This is a genomic window from Nitrosospira multiformis (assembly GCF_900111585.1).
Classification (GTDB): Bacteria; Pseudomonadota; Gammaproteobacteria; order Burkholderiales; family Nitrosomonadaceae; genus Nitrosospira; species Nitrosospira multiformis_B.
Map to the genome: position 1 here is coordinate 133,710 of NZ_FOHI01000007.1, position 12,318 is coordinate 146,027.

At 50.4% G+C, this 12,318-nt stretch carries 12 protein-coding genes; 8 read left to right on the plus strand and 4 right to left on the minus strand.

The window, feature by feature from the left end:
- The first annotated feature begins 1 nt into the window (after position 1).
- From BMW46_RS11535 to BMW46_RS11560, 6 genes are all read left to right on the plus strand, one after another.
- Positions 2-1,234 (plus strand): cupin domain-containing protein, encoded by a 1,233-nt coding sequence (locus tag BMW46_RS11535; protein WP_371113507.1) that lies wholly within the window; start codon positions 2-4, stop codon positions 1,232-1,234.
- A 72-nt stretch (positions 1,235-1,306) separates the two neighbouring features.
- Positions 1,307-2,461, plus strand: a complete 1,155-nt coding sequence (locus tag BMW46_RS11540; protein ID WP_074708696.1) for an efflux RND transporter periplasmic adaptor subunit — start codon at positions 1,307-1,309, stop codon at positions 2,459-2,461.
- Positions 2,462-3,065: 604 nt separating this feature from the next.
- Positions 3,066-3,290: a hypothetical protein gene (locus tag BMW46_RS11545; protein ID WP_074708697.1), complete on the plus strand. Its 225-nt coding sequence runs from the start codon at positions 3,066-3,068 to the stop codon at positions 3,288-3,290.
- Positions 3,291-3,460: 170 nt separating this feature from the next.
- The gene (locus BMW46_RS11550; protein ID WP_256377050.1) at positions 3,461-3,667 is read left to right on the plus strand and encodes a hypothetical protein; all 207 of its coding nucleotides are present in this window, start codon (positions 3,461-3,463) and stop codon (positions 3,665-3,667) included.
- Between the two features lie 146 nt (positions 3,668-3,813).
- Positions 3,814-4,128 (plus strand): hypothetical protein, encoded by a 315-nt coding sequence (locus BMW46_RS11555; RefSeq protein ID WP_074708702.1) that lies wholly within the window; start codon positions 3,814-3,816, stop codon positions 4,126-4,128.
- Positions 4,129-4,356: 228 nt separating this feature from the next.
- Positions 4,357-4,539, plus strand: a complete 183-nt coding sequence (locus tag BMW46_RS11560; RefSeq protein WP_074708704.1) for a hypothetical protein — start codon at positions 4,357-4,359, stop codon at positions 4,537-4,539.
- Positions 4,540-4,624: 85 nt separating this feature from the next.
- On the opposite strand, the gene BMW46_RS11565 is transcribed toward BMW46_RS11560, so the two are convergent.
- Positions 4,625-5,392, minus strand: a complete 768-nt coding sequence (locus BMW46_RS11565) for an MBL fold metallo-hydrolase (protein ID WP_074708706.1) — start codon at positions 5,390-5,392, stop codon at positions 4,625-4,627.
- Positions 5,393-5,743: 351 nt separating this feature from the next.
- Positions 5,744-8,029: an EAL domain-containing response regulator gene (locus BMW46_RS11570; RefSeq protein ID WP_074708708.1), complete on the minus strand. Its 2,286-nt coding sequence runs from the start codon at positions 8,027-8,029 to the stop codon at positions 5,744-5,746.
- A gap of 456 nt (positions 8,030-8,485) precedes the next feature.
- Here BMW46_RS11570 and BMW46_RS11575 point away from each other — a divergent pair, with 456 nt between their 5' ends.
- Complete coding sequence (locus tag BMW46_RS11575) at positions 8,486-8,890, plus strand: phage holin family protein (RefSeq protein WP_074708710.1); 405 nt, start codon at positions 8,486-8,488, stop codon at positions 8,888-8,890.
- 131 nt (positions 8,891-9,021) lie between these two features.
- On the opposite strand, the gene BMW46_RS11580 is transcribed toward BMW46_RS11575, so the two are convergent.
- Positions 9,022-9,552: an imm11 family protein gene (locus BMW46_RS11580; RefSeq protein ID WP_074708712.1), complete on the minus strand. Its 531-nt coding sequence runs from the start codon at positions 9,550-9,552 to the stop codon at positions 9,022-9,024.
- Positions 9,553-10,000: 448 nt separating this feature from the next.
- Entirely contained in the window at positions 10,001-10,267 is a 267-nt protein-coding gene (locus BMW46_RS11585) for a hypothetical protein (RefSeq protein ID WP_074708714.1), read from the minus strand.
- Positions 10,268-11,966: 1,699 nt separating this feature from the next.
- Between BMW46_RS11585 and BMW46_RS11595 the strand changes: the two genes are divergently transcribed.
- Positions 11,967-12,182: a cold-shock protein gene (locus BMW46_RS11595; protein ID WP_074708718.1), complete on the plus strand. Its 216-nt coding sequence runs from the start codon at positions 11,967-11,969 to the stop codon at positions 12,180-12,182.
- Positions 12,183-12,318 lie beyond the last annotated feature (136 nt).

Consider the following 12,318-nt stretch of genomic DNA (forward strand, 5'->3'; position numbering starts at 1 on the left):
CTTGCATCCGGTTATCGCCGGGAAGGTCCGAAATGATTGCACCGTTACCCCACTGCACCTGCCTCTGTCTGTCGTGCAGTCGTTGTTACCTGATCCCATGACGAAAATCCAGCTTTTAGGCGGCATCTCGCCAAGCGACTTCCTGCGGGATCATTGGCAGAAAAAACCTTTGCTGATACGCAAAGCCTTGCCGGATTTCAGAGGACTGCTGGATGCCAATGAGCTTATCGACCTGGCCTGTCAGGAGGATGCGCAATCGCGTCTGGTTACCCGCAGAAACGGCCGGTGGGAGGTGAGGCATGGTCCCTTCGCGCCTCGCGCTTTCGCACGGCTGCCGCAGAAAGGCTGGACTCTGCTGGTGCAGGATGTCAATCACTTCCTCCCGGCGGCGCGTGAACTGCTGCTGAAATTCAACTTCATTCCGCATTCCCGGCTCGACGATCTGATGGTCAGCTATGCTCCCGAAGACGGAGGCGTGGGGCCGCACTTTGACTCCTACGATGTTTTTCTGCTGCAAGGAACAGGCCGCAGACGCTGGCAGATATCGAGCCAGAAGGACAGAACGCTGGTGGCCGCCGCGCCGCTCAAGATTCTGCAGGATTTCAGGCCAGAGCAGGAATGGGTACTGGAACCGGGCGATATGCTGTATTTGCCGCCCGGCTACGCGCATGATGGGGTTGCGGTGGAACCCTGCATGACCTATTCCATCGGTTTTCGCGCGCCCACCTATCAGGAGCTCGCGACGCAGTTTCTCGTTCATCTCCAGGATAGCTGTGAAATAGCGGGTATCTACGAGGATCCGGAGCTCAGGATTCAAACCCATCCCGGACGAATCAGTTCCGCGATGCTGGATCAGATCAACGCGGCGCTCGACAAAATCGAGTGGGACAACGTTGAAGTGGAACGGTTTATCGGTATGTATTTAACCGAACCCAAACCTCACGTTTTTTTTACGCCTCCCCAGAAGCCGATATCCCAACGGGAATTCGCGCGCCGGATAAGAAAAGGGAAATTGCAACTGGATCTGAAAAGCCGCATGCTCTTCAGGGGAAACAGGATTTTCCTAAACGGAGACGTATATGAAGTAGGAAAAACCGCACAACGGATATTAGGAGAACTGGCCGATCGCCTTGCCTTATCCCCGGTGAGGGATATCGATGCCGAAACACAGGCGCTGCTATATCAGTGGCACCTCGATGGTTACGTTTATGTTGAAGATACCGAGGTAGATTGATGAAATCCAGGAATCGATAATAGAAAAGAAGTAACCTGAAATCATCAAACCAACTGACAGGTGAGTAGATCCATGGATTCCGGATTCCGTTACCTTATCTGTTTAGCCGTCGGGTTATTGAGCCTGTTTCTACCGGCCTGTCGATCCAGTCATGAGCCGCCAGAATCGAGGCAGACCTCCACGAATGATGAAGTGATACTTGGCGGCGATTCCCCGAAACGCGCGTACATCAAGGACAAAATCCTCGAATCAGTCCAACGCCCGCTGATGGAGCCCGTCACGGGCAAAATAGTTTACGACGAGAGCAATACCGCACGTATTTCCTCCCCTGTTTCCGGCAGAGTGACAGGCGCAATTGCCGCGCTGGGCGATCAAATCCACAGTGGCGACACCTTGGTAGAGATCGACAGCCCGGAGCTGGGACAGGCTCAATCCGCCTACAGGGATGCGGTAGCCGATCTCAAACTGGCGAAACTCAACTACGAGCGCACGAAGGAGCTGTTTGACAACGACATCGCCCCGCGCAAGGAGTGGGAGCTGATGGAGGACAAATTGATCCATGCACGCAGTGAAGCAGAACGGGCGCGCCTCAAACTGGCCAATCTCGGTGCGAATAATCTGCGCCTCGATAACCGCTTCGTTTTACATTCGCCGATTTCAGGCATAGTTACCGAGCGAAATATCAACCCCGGCATGGAAGTAAGACCCGATCTGCCCACACCCCTATTCGTCATTTCCGACCTGGATCAATTGTGGGCCCAGATGGATATTTTTGAAAAGGATATCGGATTGATTCATGTCGGCACCACGGTGTTGCTGGAAGTTCCGGCCTATCCGGGAGAGGAATTTAAAGCGACAGTCGGCTATATCAGCAAGGTGGTGGATGAAACCACGCGAACGGTAAAAGTGCGATGCATTGTGCCCAATCTGGAAAGAAAGCTTTTGCCCGCGATGTTTGCCCGCGTCACGGTACTGAGCAATATTGATGATTTATCGATCATCGTTCCGCTGGACGCCCTGTTTGTCGAGGATGAATCCGATTGGGTATATGTGAACGCAGGGGACTATCACTATCAATTGCGCCGGGTCAAAGTAGGCCTGCGCCTCAAGGACCGCGCGGTCATCCTTTCCGGCCTAGAGCCGGGTGAACGGCTCGTGGTGAACGGCGCCTTGATGCTGCGCGCCGAGCAAAAGACAGAGCGGCAAGCCAGAGAAGGCAAACAGTGATTCACAGGATCATTGTGTACATGACCGCTGATCGGAACGGAATTCATGCCTCAACTGGATGAGAGCAACATCTGGCTCACCATCACCTTACCCCCACCATCTCATTGGAAAGAGTCGGATTCCTCTAGCACAACTGGCGGAGATGGAAGTCAATCAAGGCGCCTCCAGGAGCAGCCGCGAGGACCACATGAGGCGCATTGCAATCAAGCGCAACCTTCTCGCCCTAATGAAAGAGCGAAATCAACGACTTTCACGTTATCCGCATCCTTTATGCGCCCCCTCTGCCAGGGATATGGCCATCCTTGGGCATTAAGCATTTCTCCCAGGATAAAGAAATAGAAATGCAATCCGCGGGTTCTCCGAGTCTCGTTCCAGTAAAAAATGGATACCTCAACCAACCTTCAATGAAACCAAAACCACATATAGTGGAATGGCGTAAAATACAACGACTAGACAATATTTCCTAATTCTGCTATTAAAGTAATGGCAATTCTGCTATTACGATAGGCGCTGCTAGTTGGTGGTCCGCTCAGATTTGAATGGCCGAAACGCTCTTGTAACTTACCCATGATTTGTTATAAAACCTTATAAGGAGATTAAAAAAATGAAGTACTCGCTCCTCGCTGCCGCGTTGGTAACACTGACATTTTCCGCATGTGATCAAATGAAGGAGCACAAGGCGGGAGAAGGAAAACCCGGCCAATATCCACCCAGCCTCTGGGAGAAACGTGAAGGGCAACTTAGCGATGCGGATATTGAAGCGGCCCAGAAAGAAGGTGCCGGGACGGAGACAAAGAAAGATGAACCACCGAAAGACGAGGCAAAGTAACAATACGCCTAACCAAGCTTTAAAAAAGGCCGTCCCCCGGGACGGCCTTTTCTTTTTTATGACCCAGCCTAGGCTCCGTTACAGGGTGAGAAGGACCGGAGCAAGGGGATTTGAATCCTCAAACGCTTCTGTTACACTATCGTTTTTGTACTCTATAGGATGATTGAATAATGAAATACTCACTCCTTGCCATTATGGTGGCAGCCGCTGCGCTGTCTGCTTGTGAATACAAAAAACATCCTATGGATAAACCGCCTCCCTCCGCGATGGCTGAACGCGATTCGGCACCCGATTTCAGCGAACTTGATAAGGAAGAAGCTCCGGGCAATGCTTCAGGAGCTACCGGAGATGGCGCCAAGCAGGCTCCGACGCAATAGCATAAAAGGCAAAGCATTTTCGTCAGTCAATAATTGCGAATCAGCCAGATCAATGTTGAGATAGCAAATTTCGATTGAACGGAAATTTTTTACTATATAATATGATTCCCGTCATATCATTTCATTTTTATTAAGGACGCTCGACAATGAAACTTTCACTTATCGCCGCAGCTTTGATGGCAGCACTCGCTCTTTCCGCATGTAAAAGACCGGAACAGGCTTTGCCTGCGAATTCGACATCGTATGGAACCCGGACTGAAGAGGGTACGACTTTGGATCAAGAGCGTGGCGCTGGTGGCGACAAGAGTTCAGCTGCTCCAGCCGGTGATTCAACCGCTTCAGCCGCTGGCACAAGCCCGGATGATGAATACTCCGGCCAAGCTGTTCTCCCTGGACATAAACTCGACGGGAATGGCAACCCCCTTCCAGAGGGAAAAAGCGCAATACCGGAAGGACACTAAGCCTCGGTCCCAGGCAAAAAAAAGCCATCCTTTCGGATGGTTTTTTTTTTGCCAAATACTCGAGATCCCCGGATGACAGGAGCAGGCGAACGGCACTTGCCTGATGACCTGCTACCTCCCGCACCGATCATCAGCGATCCTATCCTCCTTATTCTCCTTGTCTCTTGAAGGACAAAGGCATTCCGATGTAGAATGTTGATTTCATAATCAACTATCAAGAGGGAATAAATGATAAGACTTTCGCTCCTGGCTGCCACAGTAGTACTGACAATGGCTGCTTGTGGCAAACCCAACCAGGCGCTTCCCGAGCAGGAAAAGCAAAACTACTCGAAGATCATGTCGCAAGAATCCTCAACCCCGGATCAGCCTGCTGTCGGATCCGACACTTCTTCCGGCGAAGCTGGCAAGTAAAGTAAAACGCTTTTTAACGTAATAAACGAAGCCGTCCCAGGACGGCTTTTTGTTGTTTTATTGGTTTTCTGTTTTGCTGTTCCTGTCAGAACAACTGGCGCCATTCAAAACCCTCGCTCTGGGTAGCTACGCCAATCCAGGCTGCTTCGCAGTTTAAAGCATCGCTCAGCATTCCCTGCACAAGCAGAGGTGTATTGTTCTTCTGGCTCAGATGGGCTGCTATGACATGCTGCAGGCGGTTGCAATTGAGTCTGGCGAGAAGACTTGCCGAAGCAGCATTCTCAAGATGACCGAAACGCCCTCCCACCCTTCGCTTCAGGCTTTCCGGGTAATCGCTGTTTGCCAGCATCCGAGCATCATGGTTGCATTCCAGCACAAGAGCGTCACAGTCACTCAGGACCACTTCGATATGGGGAGTCGAGCAACCTGTATCAGTCAATACGCCCAATCGCAGCGAACCGTTTCCAAACACGAATTGCGCAGGTTCCTGTGCATCATGCGGAACCGGGTAAGGTTCTACTTCAATGTCCCCGATGGAAAAACGCTGGTAACCTTCTATGATGTTGACTGCTGGCAGTTTCCCCAACGCTTTCCCCGCACTGCGCAACGTGCCATGGGTCAACCAGACAGGGATACCGAACTTGCGTGCAAACCGGGCAACACCGCAAATATGATCGCTATGCTCATGGGTTACGACAACCGCATCTATCGTGTCCGGTTCGAGACCAAGTCGGGTGAGGCGAATAACGGTTTCCCGGAGCGTAAAACCACAATCCAGTAACAACCGGGTGTTCCCCGCCTCGACTACCAGAGCGTTGCCCTGCGAACCACTTCCCAAACAGGCAAAGCGCATGCTCATGAACAAGAGAAATTATGAGAGATAAAAGAAAGTGACAGAAGACATGGGTATATATTTTACCCGTTCCAGGCCCCAACAGTAATGCTCTCCGTCCTGATCCCGAATTTATTATCCCCTCTTCTCCTTTTCTCCTTCCGCTCGGCTTGGGCGTAGCGCGCGATTAGCGCCCGTCGCAACACTCGATGCAGATGCTAAGGAACCCCTGAACAAATCCGCCGTACCTGCGGAGAATTTGTTCAGGAGTTCCTCAAGTCCTCTCGACAGCTCATATTCTTGGGAAATTCTCTATGCGAAGCATGTTGAAATTCCAGCGGGAGGTGACGGAGAAATCTGCCAGATTCAATCTCAAGAACTACAGGCAGATTCGCCGGCATTGGGCCGGCATAGAGTGGGTTTAAGTCGCCGATTTCCGCTCAATAGCAATTGGGATATTTCGTTTGCCGGGAGCGGAGGTGACAAGTAGAAACCCTGTACTTCGTCGCACCCTCTTCCTTTCAGAAAATCAAATTGTTCGGCGGTTTCCACACCCTCCGCTACCACTCTCACATGAAGGCTGTGCGCCATATCGATGATTGCAGTCGTAATGGCGGCATCGGCGGAATTTGTAGTGATCTCCTGGATAAAAGAACGGTCGATCTTCAGCACATCTATTGGAAACCGTTTTACGTATGACAGGCTTGAATAACCGGTTCCGAAGTCATCGATCGAGATCTGGATTCCGAGCACCTTCAATCTCTGCAGAATACTTACTGTCTTCTTTGCATGCGTCATCAAAGAGCTTTCCGTCAGCTCCAGTTCCAGCAGATCGGAATCGATGCTGTTTTCCCGCAATGCTCTTTCCGTCTGCAATTCGAATTCGAGGAGTGCGGGCTGGATGCCGTTGGCCTGAGTTGCCCGAATAACATCCTGGTTCAAGGTGCCCCGCGAAAACTGTCTTCCCGAGACATTGACCGAAACCGGGATTTCTCCTATCCCCGCATGCCGCCACTCCGCAATCTGTCTGCATACGCTCTCTATAACCCAAGCGCCGACTTGGGTTATCAATCCGGTCTGTTCGAGTGCCGGAATGAATTCCAGCGGCCCCACCACGCCATGTTCGGGCCGCTTCCATCTCAGGAGAGCTTCCATGCCGGTGACCCATCCGCCGGAGAGATCCACCTTCGGCTGATAATGCAAGACAAACTCGTCCCGATCAAGCGCCTTCCGCAAAGCATTTTCCTGATCGAGTTTCTCGATGGCCCGGACATTCATTTCCGGTGTAAAGAAGCGATAGGTATCCCTGCCTGCTGTCTTGGACCGATACATCGCAGTATCCCCATTTTTTACGAGCGTATCGGCATCGACCGAATCTATAGGGTACACACTGATTCCGATACTCGCTGTTACCGTGACCTGGTGACCCTGTAAATCGAAGGGTTGGCGCAATGCTTCCCTGATCTTGCTTGCCACCAAGCCTGCATTCCCCAAATCGTCAGCACTGACAAGAATGCAACCGAATTCATCTCCTCCGATGCGCGCGACGATATCGGTTACACGCAAGCATTCCAGCAAACGAAGACTGAACTCACGCAGCAGTTCATCTCCCAGTGCGAAACCCAGCGTATCATTTATATTTTTAAAGTTATCGATATCGAGAAACAATACTGAAACGATTCGATGATTCATTTCAGATTGTTTGATTACCTTGCGGAGTGACTCATAAAACAGGACACGGTTGGGAAGATGCGTGAGCGCGTCATAATGGGAAACCTGCAGCAACTGCTGATCAGCTTGCTTGCGCTGGGTGATGTCATCCATTACGCCTACGATTCGATGCACGCCGGCTGAATCCTTGATCGGGAAAGTGCGCAAATGGACCCAGCGTATCGACATATCTGGTAATAGCAAGCGGTAATCATGGTCCACGCCCCCCAGCGGCAGATCTGCCGCTTCGCGCAGGACACGTTCCATGTCTTCCGGGTGCACAGGTTCGAAAATCGTTTCCAGCCTATCTCCCCGGCCAACCCGCTGCCCTGTCATTTTCTCCCACTCAGGGTTAATATAGCGAAAGGTTTTGTCATGGACATCCCAGATCCAGAACACTTGGGGAAGATTACCCGCAAGCTGATCAAACAAATCTCCCGTTTCCCGGGGAAAAATTTTCTCCTCTGGCACGCCTTCACTGCGTACAGCAAATTTCTGCAGCTGTTTCTGCAGCTGCCTGATTTCAAGCACGTCATGAATATGGGTCAACATCTGCAGACGGTCAAAAGGCTTGGTAATAAAACCTTTGGCCCCTGCCTGCAAGGCTCTCTCCTTATGCTGCGGCTGGGCAGTGATTACCAGGACGGGAAGAGCCGTGCGCTCACCTTGAGATTGAACCTGAAACCCGCTTTCATATCCCGCTTCCGATTCTATTTCTCTCAAACATTCCATCACCTGAAATCCATCCATTCCCGGCATCATCAGATCGAGGAGGATGAGATCGTACCGATTGGTGCGATGAAGATCGCATACTTCCCGGGGATTCATGGTGCAGGCGATTGAAGTATAACCTGCGCTCGAAAGCATGCCGTGAAGGAGCTCGACATTACCTTTCCGGTCGTCGACCACTAAAATCCGGGCATTAAGAATATCGGAAGAAGAGGTCATCGAATTTTCCGTTTTAATACCTGTTTAACGCTGGCGCAGTCCATGGCTAATAAATTTTTGTTCCGCTTCCAGCTCAGTATGAAAGCGGAAAGAATCTCATCCGCTTGCGTGCCGATTGATTACCCGGATTTATCCCTTATTTAGATTGGGGGCGAAGACGCCGCATCATAATCCTGTTCACCCCACCCTACAATATCCGTGGAAGCTGAAAATACCGCGGGATGCGCAATACACCAGAGCCGATACCTAAACGCCATACTTTAAAAACAAGCAGGATCTGTGCCATCCCCTTGGCCTCGCCTGAAGAGCCATTCTTCCCAAACGATAGTGAAACCACTGTAAAATTTACCGATACCCCTGAAGGCAAATGTACTATCATGCGAAACTCTCTGCGCCCGCCTGTCCATAGCTGCTAATATACCAATTAAATATGACCAGGGAAATCAGGACTGAAAAATGCTGGATAACATGATGGCATTTCTGGCTCATTGGGGCGTTACATCGCTCTCGCTATGGGTAGCGTGCCTGATGTTTCATGGGATTTCATTCAGCAGTAAAAAATCCCTGCTCATATCCGCTTTGCTGTTGGGCCTGGTCAATGCTGTCGTGAAACCAGTCATCATCATTCTGACCATCCCCCTGACATTGATCACCTTCGGCTTTTTTTTGCTGGTTATCAATGCTCTTATGATGATGCTGGTATCGGCACTCGTGCCCGGATTCAGGATTTCTGGATTCTGGACTGCCTTTTTTGCGAGTATCGTTGTCACAATTGTCAGCCTATTCATCGGCACGATGGTATTTCAATCCGAAGAAAATTATTTCGAGATACCCACTCAGCAAAAAGGCGTGATGATCTGAGAGCAATAAACCAATTTTGGTTTGATACTGGTTTAATGAACAATTATTGAACTGAAGCGTTTTCAGAGCCGCCGCATCCTCAAATGGCGCTAAGCGAAGGCAGCCATTCCATGGCTACGCAATGAGTGCGGTCAAAGATCGGCGGAGTTCCACAACGCCTTGAAAGAGACGCCGCGAAGCCCGGCACTTCGTACCTGTTCGACAAAACTATCAGTTACAAAAACGGGTGACGCCCTCATCGAGAGCTTGAAGACCTCCGCCGTTCCGATCCTGCCTCTGTCGAAAACATGGCGTTCGATTGCCAGAATATTGCCGTCATCGAAGTACACGATCTGGGAGCGCTCATGATCAAGCGCGTCGAGCGCGGTCGTTGCGTTGAAGAGCCAAACCTCTTCTCCTCGAACGGGCAGAAGCTGTCCATACTTCAGCAAGATGTGCCCTAGAGCCTCTACCGCCGGCTTTCTCAAAAACGGCACATGCTCACCCAGCCAAGGGAAGTCGGAATAGAACCTTTCCTCGTGATTGATCTTCATGACAGGTGGATTCCAATTCGAGATAACCTTTCCATTCATAGCGAAGAACATCTCGAAATGGTCTTCATCGACCGGGAATATCCATTCCTGGCCTGCCACGACCTCGAATGTGTAGACCGTAAATGTCATCGCGACGCAAGAAGAGCGCAGAGGTGACAACTACATGAGCAACATCCTCGAGTTCGGGGATGATCCTTGCCATTTTGTTCCATCAATAACTCACCTTGAATGTCGAACTTCCTTCGGTCGTGTCTTACGGTGATCGTAGATGCGGGATGGTGGGAATGTTGGCATGCCCCCAGCCAGCATAGATTTTTACTCAATGATTAGCTATTGTACTTCTCCCTATTTCCCCCACTTTGACCTCCAGTTGTAGTAGTAGCCCAACCCTCCGACGTGCATCTTCCGGTAGTAGATCTGGCCCAGGCTGAGTTGTGCGTATTCTTCAGGTGGTATGGCCAGTTGGCGTCCCGGCTATTAGAAAATTCAACGCAGCAAGCCTTCGTCCTCCGGCAACAATTTATATTTACTGGATTTCTTGCCTTTCTTTATCTGCTCGCGACAACCAAGTTGTGAATCAGCCTTGCGAAACAGTCAAAGCAGCCAGTTCCTCGATCCCGGTTCCCGGTTTCTTGCAGATATTCAGGGGCGACAAGATAAGCGGGCAGGATGCGCCATCCCGCCTCACTGCCTCGCTGTTGATCTTCGCGTCTTCTTCGCAAATACAGAGCCAGTCGCCAAGCATATGGCGGTTGAGACAGCGGTTGAGCAATGACAGATCGCCAATGCCCATCGTTCCTCCTGTTGCTATCACCTGGCCGAGCAGGAAAAGCGGATAAGCCACTTTTTCTCGTGTAATTCTTGCGCTGCTTGATTCATGAAAGTCTCCCGTATGAGTTTGAAGAAAGAGAGGCTCTGAAAACTGATCCTCTCGCTCGGACTCTCCTTGCCTCGCCCCTGGGGGCGACGGAAGTGGGGAGATGACTCTTGCCCTCACGGGCAAGGGTTGGAAATGGGTAGGGTAGAAAGATAGGCAATAAGTGGAGCTGAAGCTTTCCGCGACCATCCCCCACAAGTCCCCTCGTGAGGGATCGGGGCTTGCTGAGGGGTGGTCGCGGAAAGCTGCTGGACCTGCTGGCAGAAGGGGAGTTCAAGTGAACTGCAGCAGGCTCACAGGCCATGACAGGTCAAGCCAGCGGTGGCGTGGCCTGTGACAAGCAGGAACGGGAACCCCAAGGGGATTTTCGCACGTGCGAAAACAGGATTTTAGCCATCAACCTCGTTGATCCAGAAAAACGAAGACCGATGTTCTTAGACTGTCCCTTGCTGAAGACTGATTCCTAAGAAATCATCTCGGCTGTCTCTCATGAGCTAGTTCCCAGGCCCTTAAAAATATCGTAACAAACCCGCAGTACGATATGCAAACCAAATCCGCACAAGAGTGAATAGTGTTTAAATACGCTGTGTATATAAGGACTAAAGAGGGTTATATCGAGCGCATGAATAACATTATTTCTAATCTAGCCTGCGATCCGAAAGAAACTTATGGTTCTTTAGCCCCCTATGTGTACGAAGAAGAGCTCGTGGGTTTTCCTGAATCGGTAGTGCACTGGAAAAAAAGTACGGGGCCCAGCGTAGGCATAGCCCCCATTAACCCTCCTTCTCACTCTGCTGATCGCAATCCCCCGCCTTATCGGTGGGTCAGAGCCTAAGGTGCCAGCCAACTGGTTTCCACCAGACGGACCGTCAAGCCTGATTACGTAGAATGTTCGGTACGATACCGAACATACTCCTCCCCTTAAAGATTGTAAAAATCCACCCGGCCCTGAAATGAGAGCTTTTTTAGCTGATATGTTTTCTCACCTCTGAAGAAACGTTATGAAGAAACGAAGATACACCGACCTATACGGTTATACATCGGATGAGTTTGATCGCTGGCTGGAAAGAGGCATTAACAAAAAGCTTCGCTCTGCCGGAAAATCCAGGTCAGAGTTAGACATGGCCACTGTTTTTGCAGCTTATGAAGATGAAACTCGCAAACTTCCGCGCCGCAGGCTCCGCGAAATGCGCACTGCCACCTGATCTCTGGCTTTTCAAGACGCCCGCTAACACAGCGGTTTTTTTGAAGGGCTTTCAAGACATTGAAAGTTTATATCCTGTCCTTTCATGAAGACCGTGGCGCTGAGGAAGTGCGTGCCACTCTCGATTCGGTGAAGTTACGGGTAATGCTATCGGATATGTATTCGCTCACGCTGCATAGCGACCTTGCGTAATCTGCGCATCCACGAATTTCTTCAGGCTTTCTTTCAATCCCTGCAGCAGAAAGCGGAGATTGCTCACGTTCATAAAAAAGAAACATGCCTGCTACTAGAATAGAGGCCGTAACATCTGCTTTACTCTTTCGTCAAAAGCATTAGACCTCTTAGCAAGTCTGCCCCCTATATTCGGAGTCCAGGGGGGACAATTGAGCGCGTTGCACATGTAATCTCTCTTTTGACTGACATGTTTCCGGGGTTTCCGCTTACTTTTTTGAGGAGGTAAAAATGGCAACTGGTACAGTAAAATGGTTTAATGGAACAAAAGGTTTTGGTTTTATTACCTCTGATGAGGGCAATGAGGATTTATTCGCTCACTTCTCCGCAATCAACATCTTTGGAAACACCGCCGGATTCAAAACGCTCCAGGAAGGTCAAAAAGTAACATTTGAGATTACGAACGGCCCGAAGGGCAAGCAAGCATCAAACATTCAATCTGCTTAAAGATTTTATGTCAGGGACAAACGGCATCATCTGTAGTCCATTGCAGAATTACTCAATCCAAACAAGAGCGGGAAAAAGCTATAGTCAGTAATATTTCAGATTCCGAAGCCGTTGTTTAACCTCATCATTCTCCATT